General features: G+C 55.4%; 14 protein-coding genes. 8 read left to right on the top strand and 6 right to left on the bottom strand.

Annotated features, from left to right (window positions below; genetic code table 11):
- Positions 1-45: 45 nt before the first annotated feature.
- The 5 genes from BUB13_RS11250 to BUB13_RS11270 all read left to right on the top strand — a co-directional run bounded on the left by BUB13_RS11250 (position 46) and on the right by BUB13_RS11270 (position 6,198).
- On the top strand, positions 46-1,518 hold the full coding sequence (locus BUB13_RS11250; protein WP_072908852.1) for a sensor histidine kinase: 1,473 nt from the start codon (positions 46-48) through the stop codon (positions 1,516-1,518).
- A 5-nt stretch (positions 1,519-1,523) separates the two neighbouring features.
- The gene (locus tag BUB13_RS11255; RefSeq protein WP_072908853.1) at positions 1,524-2,888 is read left to right on the top strand and encodes a sigma-54-dependent transcriptional regulator; all 1,365 of its coding nucleotides are present in this window, start codon (positions 1,524-1,526) and stop codon (positions 2,886-2,888) included.
- A gap of 413 nt (positions 2,889-3,301) precedes the next feature.
- The gene (locus BUB13_RS11260) at positions 3,302-3,724 is read left to right on the top strand and encodes a response regulator (RefSeq protein WP_208610156.1); all 423 of its coding nucleotides are present in this window, start codon (positions 3,302-3,304) and stop codon (positions 3,722-3,724) included.
- Complete coding sequence (locus BUB13_RS11265) at positions 3,721-5,166, top strand: DegQ family serine endoprotease (RefSeq protein WP_072908855.1); 1,446 nt, start codon at positions 3,721-3,723, stop codon at positions 5,164-5,166. The genes BUB13_RS11260 and BUB13_RS11265 overlap by 4 nt, the downstream gene beginning before the upstream one ends.
- A 165-nt stretch (positions 5,167-5,331) precedes the next feature.
- Complete coding sequence (locus BUB13_RS11270; RefSeq protein ID WP_072908856.1) at positions 5,332-6,198, top strand: tetratricopeptide repeat protein; 867 nt, start codon at positions 5,332-5,334, stop codon at positions 6,196-6,198.
- 18 nt (positions 6,199-6,216) lie between these two features.
- On the opposite strand, the gene BUB13_RS19060 is transcribed toward BUB13_RS11270, so the two are convergent.
- Complete coding sequence (locus tag BUB13_RS19060) at positions 6,217-6,825, bottom strand: hypothetical protein (RefSeq protein WP_072908857.1); 609 nt, start codon at positions 6,823-6,825, stop codon at positions 6,217-6,219.
- Between the two features lie 177 nt (positions 6,826-7,002).
- Here BUB13_RS19060 and BUB13_RS11280 point away from each other — a divergent pair, with 177 nt between their 5' ends.
- Positions 7,003-7,575 (top strand): class I SAM-dependent methyltransferase, encoded by a 573-nt coding sequence (locus BUB13_RS11280; protein ID WP_072908858.1) that lies wholly within the window; start codon positions 7,003-7,005, stop codon positions 7,573-7,575.
- A 90-nt stretch (positions 7,576-7,665) separates the two neighbouring features.
- On the opposite strand, the gene BUB13_RS11285 is transcribed toward BUB13_RS11280, so the two are convergent.
- From BUB13_RS11285 to BUB13_RS11300, 4 genes are all read right to left on the bottom strand, one after another.
- Entirely contained in the window at positions 7,666-9,807 is a 2,142-nt protein-coding gene (locus tag BUB13_RS11285; RefSeq protein WP_084092035.1) for a TRAP transporter permease, read from the bottom strand.
- Between the two features lie 64 nt (positions 9,808-9,871).
- The gene (locus tag BUB13_RS11290) at positions 9,872-10,897 is read right to left on the bottom strand and encodes a TAXI family TRAP transporter solute-binding subunit (RefSeq protein WP_139249362.1); all 1,026 of its coding nucleotides are present in this window, start codon (positions 10,895-10,897) and stop codon (positions 9,872-9,874) included.
- A 207-nt stretch (positions 10,898-11,104) separates the two neighbouring features.
- On the bottom strand, positions 11,105-12,475 hold the full coding sequence (locus BUB13_RS11295; RefSeq protein WP_072908859.1) for a sigma-54-dependent transcriptional regulator: 1,371 nt from the start codon (positions 12,473-12,475) through the stop codon (positions 11,105-11,107).
- Positions 12,468-14,213, bottom strand: coding sequence for a sensor histidine kinase (locus BUB13_RS11300; RefSeq protein WP_084092037.1), 1,746 nt, complete (start codon positions 14,211-14,213; stop codon positions 12,468-12,470). Before BUB13_RS11300 ends, BUB13_RS11295 begins: the two co-directional genes overlap by 8 nt.
- Positions 14,214-14,520: 307 nt before the next feature.
- On the opposite strand from BUB13_RS11300, the gene BUB13_RS11305 reads away from it, so the two are divergent.
- Together BUB13_RS11305 and BUB13_RS11310 are read left to right on the top strand one after the other, a co-directional pair.
- Positions 14,521-15,402, top strand: coding sequence for an ATP-binding protein (locus BUB13_RS11305; protein ID WP_072908861.1), 882 nt, complete (start codon positions 14,521-14,523; stop codon positions 15,400-15,402).
- A 128-nt stretch (positions 15,403-15,530) separates the two neighbouring features.
- A complete protein-coding gene (locus BUB13_RS11310) occupies positions 15,531-16,346 on the top strand; it encodes a ZIP family metal transporter (protein WP_072908862.1) in 816 nt (271 codons plus the stop codon).
- Between the two features lie 6 nt (positions 16,347-16,352).
- Here BUB13_RS11310 and BUB13_RS11315 read toward each other — a convergent pair whose 3' ends face one another.
- The gene (locus BUB13_RS11315; RefSeq protein ID WP_072908863.1) at positions 16,353-16,859 is read right to left on the bottom strand and encodes a C40 family peptidase; all 507 of its coding nucleotides are present in this window, start codon (positions 16,857-16,859) and stop codon (positions 16,353-16,355) included.
- Between the last annotated feature and the right edge of the window lie 64 nt (positions 16,860-16,923).

The raw sequence follows: 16,923 nt of genomic DNA on the forward strand, positions 1-16,923 counted from the left end.
CTGCACAGCAGGATAGATGCGCAACCTTTATCCCAGGATTTCTGAATGCGCCTGACCGTTAAAATAACCCTGGCTGTTCTCCTCGGCGTCGCGCTGATCTTCTCTATCTACAGCTACTTCTCGATCCAGCGTGAGCGCGAACAGCTGAAAAAAAGCCTCAGCCGTGAAGCCCGTCATTTGGGTGAAAGCATCCGTGTCATGGTCACCGAGATCTGGCATCAGCGGGGTGAGCGAGAAGCGATCGCCTTTGTCAATCGTGCCAACCAGGTCCATCGTGAAATGCTGGTCCGCTGGGTCTGGATAGAAGAGGATACTCCGGACACCTTCAGCCCACGGGTCCCGATCGACAAGCTGGATGAACTTTTCGAGGAGGAAACTGTTGCCTTGCTGGCGGCTTCAGGCGATGGTCGCGACTTCCTCCTCACCTACCTGCCCCTGTTGATCGATAACGGCAAACGCGTTGGCGCTATCGAGCTGTCTGAATCAATGGAAGAAATGCACGACTACGTCAGTGAAAGCTTGCGCCGTTCAGCAATCGTGGTTGGCGCCATGGTGGTGACCAGCCTGTTGCTGGTTGGCACCCTAGGTAGCTTCTGGGTCGGTCGACCGATGCGCCGCCTTCATGCTCAGGCGGAACGGATCGGAACCGGAGATTTCAGCACCAGCCTGACTCTTGGGGGAGGCGATGAGTTCTCCGAGCTGGGTCAAACCATCGAGCGGATGCGCGGCCAACTGGCCGAGGCCAGAGCAGCAGAACAGGCTGCCACCCAGGAAAAAATTGAAGCACTGGAAGAGCTGCGTCACACCGAACGGCTGGCGACCCTCGGCAAACTCTCCGCCGGCATGGCCCACGAACTGGGAACCCCACTCAACGTCATCAGTGGTCGCGCCAAATTGATCGGCAGCGCCGACCTGCCTCCAGAAGATATTGCCCGTTCGGCAAAAATTATCGGTGAGCAGGCAGAGCGGATGACCAGCATCATGCGTCAACTACTCAGCTTTGCCCGGCGGGGTGAAACCCGCAAACAGCAGGTCGAACTGAACAACCTTCTGCGCAGCGTTCTGCCGTTGCTTGAGCCGGCACGCAAAGAACATCAGGTTGAGATCCTGCTGCAAGAAGCCGAACAGCCACTTAACGTCAGCGCCGACCCAGGCCAGCTGCAGCAAGTTCTGCTCAATCTGGCTCTCAATGGCATTCAAGCAATGGCAACTGGCGGCACGCTGAAACTCATCGCCGGGGTCGCTGAAGACATCAAGCCGCCGGACTCGGTTGAGCCCGCCAGTGCCTGGTATTATCTCCAGGTCAGCGACCAGGGCAGCGGGATCAGCGAAGAAGACCTGAACCATATCTTTGACCCTTTCTTCACCACCAAAGAGATCGGTCAGGGAACCGGCCTCGGACTGTCGATCGCCTACGGTATCGCCGAAGAACATGGCGGCTGGATCGATGTCGACAGCAGGTTAAACGAAGGAAGCTGTTTCAAAGTTTATCTGCCGCTTGAAAAGAGTGAGGCATAAGAATAATGACCGATAGCAAACTACCAGGCCGAATACTGGTGCTCGACGATGATCAGGCGCTCTGCGAACTGCTCGTCGAGGATTTGAGCCGGCGTGGACACAGCCTGCACAGCGCATTGCGAGTCGAAGACGCGCGTGAACTGCTGCACAAAGAAGAGATCGATATCGTGCTGACCGACCTGAATATGCCCGGGACCAGCGGTATCGACTTCTGTGCCGAGCTACAGAAGAACCGACCCGATCTCCCGGTCGTGATCATGACCGCGTTCGGCAGTCTGGAAACCGCCATCGCCGCCCTGCGCGCCGGAGCTTACGATTTTGTCACCAAGCCGGTTGATCTCGATCTGCTCAGCATCTCTCTCAACCGCGCGCTGCAGCATCGCCACCTGCAGGAAAAAGTCCGCCTGCTAAAGGATCAGGTTCGGCGCCAGCAGCCTGATGACGAACTTCTGGGTGAAAGCACAGCACTAAAACAGATCAAAGAACAGATTATCCGCATTGCCGGTATCGACACCTCCGTGCTGATCAGCGGCGAGAGCGGCACCGGCAAGGAACTGGTTGCCCGCGCCCTGCACCGCCAGAGTAATCGTAGTGACGGCCCCTTCGTCGCGATTAACTGCGCGGCGCTGCCGGAAAGTCTGCTCGAAAGCGAGCTGTTCGGCCACGTCCGCGGGGCCTTCACCGATGCCCGTGAAGCACGTAAAGGCCTGTTCGTCGAAGCGAGTGGTGGCACCCTGTTCCTCGATGAAATCGGCGAAATGCCGCTGGCGTTGCAGCCCAAGTTGCTGCGCGTGTTGGAGGATCACAAGGTCCGGCCACTGGGTGGTGCGCAGGAGATCGACTGCGATGTGCGGGTGGTGGCCGCCAGCCACCGTGACCTCGACGAAGCGGTAGAACAGCAGAGGTTCCGTAGCGACCTTTATTACCGTCTCAACGTCATCAACCTGCACCTGCCGCCGCTGCGCGAGCGGGGCAACGATATTCTCCTGCTGGCCCTCGCTTTTGTCCGTCAACTCAGCCAGCAGCTCGGAAAATCGGTCACCGGGCTGGCTCAACCAGCTGCGGCCTGCCTGCTCAATTATCACTGGCCCGGCAACGTCCGTGAGCTGCACAATGTCATCGAACGGGCGCTGGCACTGAGCGTCCATGATCTGCTCACCGTCGAGGACCTGCCGGAACAGGTCCGTCACCCGGCCGGTGACGCCCCGCTGCCTGCCAGGCTGGTCGAGCCGGGCGCTATTTTACCCTTGGAGGAGATGGAACGCCGCTACATCCATCAGGTCCTTGACCAGCTCGACGGCAATCGCACTCTGGCCGCCAAAGCTCTCGGCGTCGACCGGAAAACCCTTTATCGCAAATTGAAACACTAATAACGGGGCAATTTGCCCCATTGTGGTCAAATGCCCCATTTTGACACGCCCTAACTCCCTGATTTCACGCAAAACCATCTTGGCACGCTGATTGCTAATTAATAGTGTCAACAAGCAATCCTGACTTGCCGTCCTGCTCAGCGACAAGTCGGGGTTCAACGAGTGGGCGTTACCTCCAACGCATGAAAGCGGGGAACTTCAGCAGGGTTCCCCGCTTTCTTATTTCCCACCCCAAGCAATCCCACAGTCTTCCTGGAATGAAAAACACAGTTATTGATTCGGGGCATTTTGCCCCATAGTGGCACTTTGCCCCAAGCAGAAATGCCCTAAATCTGCGATTTTTCTGAATCGTAAATTGGCACGCTGGTTGCGAAAGAGAAATTGTAAAACCATAACCAATGGAGAAAATTTTGATGGAAGCTGTCTGTCTCGACACTCATCCACACATCCTGCTTGCTGAGGATGACGAAGCGCTACGCGAACTTCTCGATTTTGCCCTGACCCGTGCCGGTTACCTGGTCACCTGCTGTACCAATGGTCTCGATCTGCTGGAGCGATTGGAAGAAGGCGATCCCTTCGACCTGATCATCAGCGATCTGCGCATGCCCGCACTCACTGGCCTGGAGGTCCTCGAGACTCAATTGGAAAAGCGGCATCAAACTCCCTTTATCTGCATGACTGCATTCGGCGACCGTAAAACTCACGAACAGGCAAGAAGCCTGGGCGCAGCCGCGACAATCGACAAACCCTTTGATCTCGACAAAATGATCGAACTTGTGCAGGACACCAGCCTCCGCAATCCCAAAACTTCCCAAACCACAGGAGTCGAAAAATGAAACTCTCTAAACTGCTTTTATTATTTTTTGCTTCCCTGCTGCTTGTCACCGCCGGCGGAACAACGTTGCTGGCACAGGATGAAGGTATCTCCGCCCTGCGCGAGTCAGGCAAGGCTTTTCGCAGTGTCGCCAAGCAAGTCTCTCCTGCCGTTGTGTATATCCAGGTAGAAAAAGAGGTCGAGCAGCAGCAGATGAACAACCCGTTCGGCAACTCGCCTTTTGGCGATGAATTCTTCCGCCGTTTCTTCGGCCAACCAAGCCCGAAACAGAACCCGCATGGCCAGACGAAAAAACGCCAGTCGATGGGGCAGGGATCCGGTTTTATCATCTCCGCCGACGGCTATATCATGACCAATAACCATGTCGTTGGCGATGCCGACAAGGTCACTGTACAGCTGCTTGACGGTCGCGAATTCACAGCCAAGACCATAGGTACCGATCCGCCAACCGATGTCGCTTTGATCAAAATCGAAGCGGATGAGAAGCTACCCTTCATTCCACTGGGCGACTCCGACAAGATGGAAGTCGGCGACTGGGTGCTGGCATTCGGTAACCCGTTTGGCCTTTCTCACACGCTGACAGCTGGAATCGTCAGTGCCAAGGGGCGTAGTGGCATTGGCCTGACCGACTATGAAAACTTTATCCAGACCGACGCAGCGATCAACCCCGGCAATTCCGGCGGCCCCTTAGTCAATCTCGACGGTGAAGCGATCGGCATGAATACCGCTATCTTCAGCCGCAGCGGCGGCTACATGGGCATAGGCTTCGCCATTCCGATCAACATGGTGAAAAACATCCGTGAGCAACTGGTTGAGCATGGCAGCGTCACCCGCGGTCGGCTCGGTGTTTACATACAGGATATCGATCAGGACCTGGCCGATTCTTTCGATCTTGAACAGACCGACGGCATCCTCGTCGCACAGGTGATAGAGGACTCACCGGCGGAAAAAGCAGGACTGGAGCAGGGGGATGTCATCCTCAAGTTGAACGGAGAAACGGTAAACAAGGTTGCCAAGTTCCGTAACACGATCGCGCTGACTCGCCCCGGCACGGATGTCAAACTGCTGATTCTGCGGGATGGCAAGAAGAAAACCGTCAAGGTCACAATCGGCTCGCTGGAAACCGACGAAAAAGGTCAGCCGGTCAGTGCAGACAAACTGCCGAAACTGGGCATGAGCCTGCAAAAGCTGACTGATGACCTGGCCGAACAGTTCGGCTACGAAGGGGCCAAAGGTGTTCTGGTCACCGCGGTAGAAGCAGACTCGATCGCCGCTCGTGCTGGAATCAAGCGAGGCGACCTGATCGAAGAGGTCAACCGCAAGCCTGTCTCTGAGGCTCACCAGGTGAAAAAGCTGATCAAGGAATCGGAAAAGAAGACTGTTCTGCTGCTTGTGCGGCAAGGAGACGCCAGTCGTTATCTGGCGCTCAAACTGAGCGACTAATCTACCGGCTCCGTCGCCGTTCTGCTCAGCGGCGGCGGAGTTCCACAGCATTCCATGAACGTTACCTCCAACGCTCAAATCCGGGGAACCACAGCAGGGTTCCCCTTTTTTTGTTCTCTTTTCAGGCTAAAATATAGAATCGAATTATCGCTTCAAAGGAAGAGAGTGAAATCGGTACAATATAAATTTCCTTCACCGCTTGTTTGGCTTCTGCTGCTTCTACTTTCAGGCTGTGCAATTCAGCAAGGACACGGCCCTGAGCAGAGATACCTGCAGCAACTTGAGGGCAAATCTGCCTCTGGTGATGCCGAGAGTCAGTACCAGTTGGGTCTACACTACAGTACCAGCGCTAAATGGACCTGGGATAAGTGGCGGGCTCATGGGTATTTCAAAAAGGCGGCTGCAGCTGGACATGTTGATGCCCAGTACATGTTGGCAATGGGGCTTCTCGTTGGCAGGGGAACACTGCAGGATCAACCCGCGGCCGTTGCCTGGCTGGAACGTGCCGCGAACAAAGGACACGCTCGGGCGCAATATCAACTGGCCCAGGCTTTCCTGAATGGCACCGGCACTGAAAAAGAGACTGTATGGGGGCGCTACTGGCTCGAACAAGCAGCGTGGGCAGGACATGCCGAAGGGCAGCTTTTACTCGCAGCGCTTTTCAGTAAAGGGATCGGTGGCAAAAAGAATCTATCGGAAGCCTGGCATTGGCTGAAAAGGTCTGAACTATCCGGCAATAAGCTGGCCGCCAAAGCCCTGCGACAGACAGAAAACTTCTCTGGTCAATCGATAAAAATCGGGGAGAACCTGTTCCTGAAAACCTCACGCAAAGACCTGGACGGGCTATTCCTTACTCCCAAAATTCGTTACCTGCAAACGATGCTGAACTTTCGTGGCTTTTCCGCAGGAACTGAAGACGGAGAAGATGGTCCGAAAACGCAAAATGCACTGAAAAACTACCGGATAAAAAACAAAATGCCGCACAGCAGTTCCCTCAATGAAACAATGGAACAGCTGCGCGGCAAAAAATAAACCGACATACTTTGAGCACTACAGAGCGGCTGCCGCTTCTTCGGTTCCTTCGTCTATCCCCAACAGGTCATTAACGGCTTGGGCAACATCCTGATCAACATCTTTGTTTGCTGCTGCAGCAAGAGTTTCCATTTCAGCCTGAACGGCAACTTCGACAGCTGTCAAGGCAGCGTCGAGCTCCGCTTGTGGAGTCGAGGGATCACTCTGCAATGCCTCCAGTTGGCTTTGTGCATCCATCCGACCATAAACAGCTGCTTCATATGCGGCAATACGTCCAACAGCGGAGTTCGGTGAAGCGTTAGCTCGTGCGGTTGCAGACGCATGCGCTGCGTTCAAGCGTCCTAATTTGCTCGCGCTTGCAATGTTTTTTTCGGCTTTACCCAGCGAGCCGCTCTCTTTTGCTGCGCCTAAGCCATTACCGTGCGAAGGCCCATGTGAGTGGCCATTACTATTCCCTACCCCGTTGCCATTGCCACCACCATTTCCGTTACCGTTACCATTGCCATTGCCGCCCTTGGCAAAGGCATCTGCTGTGACCAGCTTTCCGGTATCGAAGCTAAGCGAGTATGGCGCTAGAACGAATAGAGCGAAAAGAAACAGACAAAATATTTTGCGTAAGCTCATCATAATTACACCTCCATTCGATCATTTAAACACAACATCTTGATGCGAGCAACTGCTTGATTTTGAAGAATTAATTTATTCAAACCCTAGAAATCAAAACATACTGCTGCGAATTGACTCCCTCCTCTGCACATGTTAAGCAGCTAATATATACGTCCATTTACCGGAAAGATATAAGGTATGAGTAATCGAAAATTTGATGCAAAAAAACTGCAGAAGCTGAACAACCCGCAGCGCTTGAAGGATATTCCTCCACAGATAATCAGTAACAGGCTTATCAATAAAAACCCACGAACACTGATAGAAATCGGTGCAGGTACGGCTTTTTTCTGCATCGCATTTCTGCAGCACTGTAAGCCGGACAGTATCTACGCATGTGACCTGTCCGCCACCATGATCGACTGGATGCAGGAAAACGTGGCCCCCAAGTACCCTGCGATTATTCCGGTAAAAACTGACGAAGACCGAATTCCTCTGGCCGGGGCTGCAGCAGACCTGCTTTTCATGATCAACCTGCACCACGAACTGGAGCAACCGGAGAAGTCGTTACACGAGGCTTATCGCCTGCTGAAACCGGGCGGGGAAATCTTTATCGTCGACTGGAAAAAACAGGGTATGCCCGAGGGGCCACCGGAAGAGATCCGCTGCACAACAGAAGAGGTTAAAAATCAGCTGCAAAAAACTGGCTTCAAGCAACTCAGGGTCTGTGACGATCTGGCGAAACACTTTCTGCTTGTGGGACAAAAAGACTGATCAGTTGCCAGCTGAAAGTGAAAAGATCTTTTGCCGCGTTCACCTGCAACCGCGCCGCCCGTTATCAAACGAACGGCGCGGTTCTGTTTTTTATTGATTTTCTCCGTTTTGTGCAGCCATCGAAGTTGCCATCATTTGCACGCCTTTTGTCTGCAGATTGACCCCCTCGCGACTCTTCCGCCGAGATGCTTTGAAGTTGAGGGTGAAAAGCACCGCCAGCACAGCAAGGCCAGCAATGTGAATGATCACTGAAACCGGGCAGAGCAGCGCGGCAGCACAAGCAAGCGACAGCAGTCGCAAAGGCCAACTGAGCTTTGTTTCCATGAACCCCTGCAAAGCAGCCGTGAACGCATAGAGGCCGAACAGGGCGAAGAAGAAAATCGTGAAAACTTCACTCCAGGCGCCGCCAACCAACGAGGTATAGGCAAACAGCAGCGGGACAATATACAGGCCTTTAGCAACCTTCCACGACTGGATTCCGGTCTCCATCGGTTTGGTTCCGGCGATGGCAGCACCAGTAAAAGCAGCCAGCGCGACCGGTGGCGTAACGTTGGAATCCTGGCTCAGCCAGAAAACGATCAGGTGCGCCGAAAGCAGGGCGAAAGTCATGTCGTGCGAGCTGATGACAGCTTCTCGCACCATCCCGGCCATATCGATCGGAATCGCGTTGATGATGGCCCGCGCTGCTTCGACGGTCATCGGGTTACCGATCTCTGCCAGTTTGTCCGGCGCGGCAATCATGAACAACGCCTTCGCCGCTTCCGGGATCTGGCCGGCCGCCAGGGCATCGACCAGCATGCCGTCAGCGATCAGGGCGTGCAGTGCCGGCGCGGAAAGAGTACCGAGAACGATATAGGCTGCGGTCACTGGCAGGCCCATGCCGAGCACCAGCGATGCCAGCGCAATCAGGATAATGGCGATCAGCATACTACTACCGGCCCACTCGGTAATCATCATCGAGAAGGTGTTGCCGACACCGGCAGTGGCGATGACGTTGACGATCAAACCAACTGCGCAAAGCAGGATGGCCGTCATGACCATGTTACGGGCACCGAGCACCATCGCTTCAACAATCGCTTTGAGCCCCATCTTGTTCGGCGAGAACCAGGAAGCAACCACCACCGAAACGATACTCAGACCTGCAGCGTAGGTCGGTGTGAATCCGTAAATCAGCAGCGCGATCAGCACGCCGATCGGCAGCAGAAAGACGATGCCACCTTTTTTCAGCACCTCAAGCGCAGAAACCTTTTCGCCGTCAAGCGCGTGGACATGGCTGCGCTTGGCTTCGATGCGAACAAAAAAGGCGACAGTGGCAAAGTAGAGGATCGCCGGCAGGATACTGACCAGCACTATAGTGTTGTAGGAAATCTGCGTGTAGGTGGCCATAACGAAAGCACCGGCACCCATGATCGGCGGCATCAGCTGGCCACCGGTCGACGCTGCCGCTTCCACCCCGGCGGCAAACTTGGCCGGGAACCCCGCCCGCTTCATCAGCGGAATGGTGATGACACCGGTCGAGGCGGTGTTGGCGATGGCGGAACCGGAGATGGTTCCCATCAGGCCGGAGGACATAACCGCCACCAGGCCGGGGCCACCGACCATCCGCCCGGCGACGGCGCGGGCCAGGTCGATAACGAATTCACCAGCACCGGAACGCAGCAGAAATGCGCCGAACAGGATGAACATGAAAACGTAGGTCGAAGAAATGCTGGCGATGGTGCCGAACATGGCATCGTCACCATAAACACTGCGGAAGAGGATGGTTTCCAGGCTTAATCCAGCGAACTTGAAAACACCACCGACAAGTTTGCCCCACCAGGCAACATAACTCAGAGCGATGATGATCAGCACCGGGATGAACCAGCCAGCGGCGCGGCGGGTGAACTCGAGAGCACAGAGGATGAGAATAATCCCGGCAACCCACTCGGCCGGAGCCAGGGTCACGCCGCGTTCGTAGATCGCATCTTCCATCGCAATCAGGTAGACCGCCGACCCGGCAGCAAGAACGCCGAGTGCCATATCGAGAACTTTCCAGGGCAGAGTCGGGTTGTTGCGCAAGGGATAAACCAGCGCCGCAATCAGGGCGAAACCGGCAAAGTGCAGGGAGTTCTGCCACAGGCTCGGCAGCACGGTAACCACGTTGAACCAGATATGCATGACGGCAACGCCGATCCCGAGCACCATGAGCAGGCGACTGGTTTCTGTCCGGCTTTCATTTTCTGATGCATTCATCGCTCGACTCCTGACGATGTGCGGCCGACCGGTTTCGGTCGGCCGCGGGAAAAACTGTGCAACCTTACTTGGCGATCAGACGCTCAGGAATCTGAATGCCAACTTCCTTGTAGTACTTGGCAGCACCCGGATGCAGCGGCATCGGCAGGCCGGAAATCGCTTTTTCAATCGCCATCACTTTGGTCGCACCGTGGATCGCGTTGAGGAACGGCAGGTTCTCGTAGATGGTCTTGGTGATCAGGTAAACGGCTTCTTCATCCAGGTCGGCACGGGCAGCGAGGAAGTTCGGCTGGGCGATGGTGTTGATGTCTTTTTTCTGACTCGGATAGGTCCCGGCCGGAATAACGTAACGGGTCCAGAGGTTTTTACCGGCATCGGCTTTTTGCAATTGCTCATCGGTAAAATCGAGGATAACCATATCGTCACCGAGGTTGGCAACGGCCTTGGTCACGGCGCTGGCCGGGACACCTGCCGGAATACCGAAACCGGAAATCTGACCGTTCTGCAAGGCATCGGCGGTCGGACCGTAGCCAACATGAATCAGGTCGTAGTCTTTGTCGATGTCGACGCCGAGGTTTTTCAGGATGACGGTGTTGGAACCGAGGGTGCCGGAGTTCTTCTTACCCATCGACATTGCCTCGCCTTTCATCGCCACCAGGTCGCTGACGGTACCGGTTTTGGCAAACTTCTTCAGCACGGCGTAATGCTCGACGTTCTGCCAGAGCATGGTGACCGAGCGCAGGTTCTTCTGTGGGCCGTCGTTCTTGATCGGACCGGTGCCGTTCCAGGCGTAGTCGCCATAGAGGCCCTGGAGAATGGCGAACTGAACTTCGTTATCGCGCAGCAGCTTGACGTTTTCACCGGAGCCAGCCGAGTTGATCGCCGACATGGCGATTTTCTGCTTCGGCTGCAGCTTGACTTTGACCAGGGTCGAGAGGGCAACACCGACCGGGTAGAAGGTGCCACCGGTTGAGGCAGTGGCCATCAGGTAGTTCCGCTCTTCGGCAGCCTGCGCCGATGGCATGGTGAAAGTGCCCATGATCAGGCCGACAGCGACCAAAGCAAACATGATTTTTTTGAAACGCAGCATCAGTTCCTCCTCGAAGATTTGAGTTATCCAGCGGTTGATGAAAATTTTCGCTCTTTACTGCGGATAAGTGGCAAGGAGCATGCCAGCAGAAGAAAAATGAATAAAACGGGGTTCTTCGTTTTTCAGCAGGACGGAACCGGCAGATATTTGCCGATCATTTCCCGCTGAATCGGCAAGATCTTGCCGATTCAGCGGGCAGGCAACGTACTAGGCGAAATCTTTGCGGTCGAGATCGTAGCGGGTCATCTTTTCGTTCAGGGTACGACGCGGCAGCTGCAATTCTTCCATCACAGCCTGTATCTCTCCTTTGTGCCGGGCCAGTGATTGTTCCAGCAACGTGCGCTCGTAGTGACGTAACTTCTCCTGCAACGAGCTGTTCTCCGGTGACTGAAAAGCTTCGCTGCTGCCCCCGATCAGCGTTGCAAGCCGTTCTGAAATCGGCAGGGAGGAAAGAACAAAGCGCTCGGCGATGTTCTTCAGTTCGCGCACGTTGCCGGGCCAGTTGTGACTCAGTAGCAGGCTGACATCACCAGTCGGCAAGGGTTCAAGATTGCGCTGATAGCTTTCTGCGGCCTGGGCCGAGAAGTAATCGAACAGCAGCAGGATGTCTTCTTCCCGTTCCCGCAGCGGCGGCACCTTCAGCTCGATAACGTTGACCCGGTAGTAGAGATCTTCGCGGAAAGTCTTTTTAGCGCATTCAGCCAGCAGGTCACGGTTGGTGGCGCTGATCAGACGGACATCGATCGCGAGCGACTCGTTGCTGCCGAGGCGAACGATCTCCCGCTCCTGCAACGCGCGCAACAGTTTGACCTGTGCAGCCAGCGGCATGGTCCCTATCTCATCGAGAAACAGGCTGCCGCCTTTGGCATATTCCAGTCGTCCGATCCGTCGCCGATCGGCCCCGGTGAAAGCGCCCCGCTCGTGACCGAACAGCTCACTTTCCACCATGTTTTCCGGGATCGCACCACAATGCACCGGCACGAACTTGCCCTGCTTACGTTTGCCGAACTGATGCAGGCACTGGGCGACCACTTCTTTGCCTGTTCCTGTTTCGCCAACGATCAGGACCGGTGCCTTGGTATCGGCAACATCGAGAATTTCCTGCTGCAGCCGTCGCATCACCGGGCTGTTGCCGATGAGGTGTTGCTCGATGGCCGGTCCGGCGCTCAAACGACGGCGCAGCTCACGATTTTCCATCACCAGCCGACGCTTTTCACTGGCCCGCTGCAGGACCTCGAGCAGCTGCTCCGGCTCGAACGGTTTCTCGATGAAATCGTAGGCCCCCTGTCGCATCGCCTTGACTGCCATCTGCACATCACCGTGAGCGGTGATCAGCACCAGCGGCAGATCCCTGTCGAGGGCACTGACCCGGGCGAGAAACTCCATGCCGTCCATCTTCGGCATGCGCACATCGCTCACCACCACCCCCTCCATCCCGGCATCGAGTCGGGCCAGGGCGCTGGGTGCGTCGGCATAAGTATCGACCTGATATCCGGCCAGTTCCAGCCACTGGGCCGTTGCGGCCCGCAGGTCGGCATCGTCATCAACCAGGCAGACCCGGCCGAGGGAATCAGTCATCTTTTGCTCCTGTTTCTTCAATCAGCGGCAGACTGACGCTGAAAATAGCCCCGCCTTGCGGATTATTCTCTGCGCGGATACTGCCACCCAGATCGCTAACGATACGGTAGCAGATCGACAGCCCAAGCCCCATCCCCTGACCGACCTCTTTGGTCGTGAAAAAAGGGTTGAACAGCTCATCCAGATGTTCTTCAGCGATACCACTGCCGCTGTCGAGAACCTGCAGTTCCAGTCGTTGCTCTTTGCGTTTGAGGACAATCTGCAGACTTTTGTCCGCGCTCTGCTGCATAGCGTCGACACCGTTGCGAACCAGGTTGACCAGAACCTGCTCCAGCTGCACCTGGCTGCCACGGATGTAAAGCGGTTCATCGCAAATCTGTTTTTGCAACCGGACATCAGCTTCATCGAGCAGCGGCTGCAACATGTTCATGGCTGCGTCGAGACAGTTCTCGACCAGCACTTTTTCCTTTTTCTTCGGTACCTTGCGGGCGAAAATTTTCAACTGTGCCGTGATCGAAGCCATATGCTCAGTGATCCGAGTCACCGCTGCCAGTGTTTCCCGCAACTTCTCCGGCTGCTCACGCTCAAGCAATAAGCGCCCGCTGGCAGCGTGGGTACGGATGGCCGCGATCGGCTGGTTCAGCTCGTGGACAATGCCGGCCGCCATCTGGCCGACAGCAGCGAGCTTACTGCTCTGCACCAGCTCTGTCTGGGCATCACGCAGCGCCTGTTCGGTGCGACGGTGCTCTTCGATCTCCTCCTGCAAGCGCAGGTTGATCTGTTTGATGATCTCCGCCTCTTTCAGTTTTTTTCGCGACAGTTTCTTCTGTCGCCGTTCACGGCTGTACATCGCCACCGCCAACACCAGTAAGGCCAGCACGGTACCGATAATCAAAACCGACCTGGTCTGTTGAACAACCCCGGTCAAAGGCGCCAGGTAGGACAGAGTCCAGCCCAGTTGCGGATTCTGTTGTGACACCATCAGGTAACGGTTATTGTCGGCACGCACCAGTCGACCACCCTCTTCCAGCTCTATGCCAAACTCCAACGGCGTCTGGCTGAGCGGTTGATCGCTGTAAAGCAGGCTGGAACTGAGCAGGGCCCGCTGTTCCGGGTCGAGCGGCTTCAGGCTGGTAAATGTCCAGGCACTGTTGCTGGCCAGGATGACGACATCGTTGGCATCGCTGATCAGCAGGTTTTCGCCGCCTTCGCGCCAATCTTCGATCAGCGGGTCGAGTGCTGCCTCAACCACCACCACGCCAAGGAAGCGTCCTTCACGAAAAACCCCGTGAGACATGAAGAGGCCGGGTTGATTCGATTCCAGCCCGATAGCAAAGAGGCGCCCCTGCTCGCCTTCTTTCGCCGAGTTGAAATAGGGCCGGAAGGCGTAGTTGCTGCCGATCAGGTTCACCGGTTCACGCCAGGTACTGGAGGCAACAATGTTGCCTTCGTTATCCATCACGTAGAGCGAATCGGTCCCGGCCCAATAGTTGAGGGATTCAAGGTCACGGTTAAGCTGATCGAGATTGTCCTGATGCAGCAACAGCCGGGCCACCGCATCATTATGCGCCATCACGTAGGGCAGGTTCTCCATCCGGGTCAACAAGCTGTTCAGGGTTCCGGTATAAAGAGCCAACCGTTCTTCGCCGGTTTGCTGTAATTTGACCAGCTCCGCACGATAGGACCAGCTCACCGCCTGCCAGACACAGCCAACAGCGATCAGAATAACGATAAACAAAAGCCACAGCGGCTTGACCTGTTTGATGGCCGTCCTCCTTTTATTCGTTAGTCGATTTGTATATTACTTCTATCCCCCAATGCAAATTGATTGCCCATACAGGGAAATATCATTATTCCTCCCGCTTTACAGGATGGGAATTTGACAGCAAACGCTGTTCTGGCGTATACAGTCGATTCAGAAATTTGCATGATTGTCCGGCAGGTCCCGCCTTTCGCGTTGTGACACCCCTCAGCCAGATTATTTGCAGTTCGTTTCCCGACTTTTGTCGCTTAAGTATATCTGTACCCTGTGAAGGAGAAAGATGATGATGAACCTGAAACCTGAAGTTGTTGCCCAGCTGGAGCGTGTTCTCGGCTCGGTGGAGATGTTGTTGCCGCGTGCCAGCAAACCGGTCGACTGGTCGAAATGTCACGCCGCCAACTGGCGCCGCCATTCCTTTTCCGGCTATCTTGAACCGGTCAAGGTGACCGACAACACCCGGCTGGAAGAGTTGCTCGGCGTCGAAGAGCAGAAAGAGATCATGGTCAACAACACCCGGCAATTCCTGCAGGGGCTGCCTGCGAACAACGCCCTGCTGTGGGGGTCGCGCGGTACCGGAAAATCATCCATCGTCAAGGCGTTGCTGAACGAGTATGGCGACCAGGGGCTGCGCATCATCCAGGTGGAAAAAGAAGATCTGATCTACCTGTCGGAAATCTTCGCCGCCATCGAAGAGGAGCCCTACCGCTTCATCCTGCTCTGTGACGACCTGACTTTCGAGACGGGTGAGCTGGCTTACAAGATGCTGAAAAGCGCACTGGACGGATCTGTTTACTCGGCACCTGACAATGTACTGATTTACGTCACCAGTAACCGCCGCTACCTGCTGCCGGAGTACGACGGTGACCACCTGGGCGGTAAATACGTCAAAGGCGAACTGCAGCAGAGTGAAATTCAGGAAGAGAAGAGCTCGCTGTCAGATCGCTTCGGCCTCTGGGTTCCCTTCCACGTTTTTAGCCAGGAGCGCTATCTCGAGGCGGTCAAGCTCTGCGTCGAAAGGTGGAGCAAAGAATTGGGTCGCCCGGTCCCCTGGAGTGACGATCTGCAGCAGGCCGCGATCAAATGGAGCCATCAGAAAAGCAAGCGCTGCGGTCGCACCGCTTACCAGTTTTCCAAGAACTGGGTCGGTAAATACCTGATGAAATAACAACAAGAGGCCGGTTAAGACCCCCGGCCTCTTTTTTTATCTGCTGCGCCCGCCGCCTAAAATTTATGCTACATTTTCGGTATTCTTTGCCCAAAGATAAATTGAAGTAGATTTCAGGAGGATTACCGATGATTGATGCCTTTCTGCAACTCAGCCCGGTCACGCAGGCATTGCTTGGCACGCTCTTCACCTGGGCGATGACGGCTGCCGGTGCTGCAGCTGTTTATGTCAAAAATGAAATCAACCCAAAACATCTTGACGCCACTCTCGGTTTCGCTGCCGGCGTCATGATCGCTGCCAGTTTCTGGTCACTACTGAACCCCGGCATTGAAATGGCCGAGCAAATGGGTCAGATTCCCTGGTTGACAGCGGTTATCGGTTTTCTCGGCGGCGGCATTTTCATGCGTTTGACTGATAAATTTCTCCCCCACCTACACCCGGGGCTGAAAATGGAACAGAGCGAAGGGGTGAAAACCTCTTGGCAGCGTAGCACCTTGCTGGTGGTCGCGATTACTATGCATAACGCCCCAGAAGGCTTAGCCGTTGGTGTCGCCTTCGGAGCCGTCGGCGCGGATCTACCATCTGCCACCATCGGTGGGGCAATCGCCCTAGCTATCGGCATCGGCATTCAGAACTTCCCGGAAGGGACAGCGGTTTCGATGCCACTTCGTCGTGAAGGGCTCAGCCGCCATAAGAGCTTCCTGATGGGACAGGCATCCGGCATCGTGGAACCGATTTTCGGTGTTTTAGGTGCGGTTTTCGTTCTGACGATGCAACCGGTTCTGCCCTACGCCCTCTGTTTTGCCGCCGGCGCGATGATTTTCGTCGTCGTCGAAGAGTTGATTCCCGAATCGCAGCGGGTTCAGGCGAATATTGACCTGGTTACCATGGCGACGATGATCGGCTTTTCCGTGATGATGCTGCTTGACGTATCGCTCGGCTGATCGCGATCAGAAACGGCCGGCACCAACCAGATGCTGGCGCCAGTAAGGATTCTCAAGAGAGGCGTAACTCACCCGCTTGCCGGAAGAGGGTGCGTGAATGAACCGCCCGTCGCCATCATAAATGGCAACATGTGAAACTTTTGGCGGGGAGAGACGGAAAAACAGCAGGTCGCCTGACTTCAGGTTTTTCGCTTTGACCGGCTCGGCCTGACGGAACTGCTCGCTTGAGGTCCGCGGTACGCGGATGCCGACACTGCGGTAAGCATAGGACACCAGCCCACTGCAATCGAACCCGCGGGGATCAGCGCCCCCGTAACGGTACGGAGTTCCGAGCATGCGGCGCGCGGTTGCAATGACCGTTAGTGGCTTCGGAGGCGCTGTGTTCAACTCTGGAGCTGACGCGGTGGTAGAAACAACAGACGGCCGATCGAACTGCTGCACGGTTTGATGACCGGCGCATGCGGACAGCAGCAAAAGGACAACAAAAAACAGGCTGCAGCGGATAAAAAGCATCTGTCACCTCCAATCGAACGACTATTATTAGCAAAAGCAAATTTTGTTCCATTGACAATCTCTT

It is taken from the genome of Malonomonas rubra DSM 5091 (assembly GCF_900142125.1).
GTDB classification, from domain to species: Bacteria; Desulfobacterota; Desulfuromonadia; order Desulfuromonadales; family Geopsychrobacteraceae; genus Malonomonas; species Malonomonas rubra.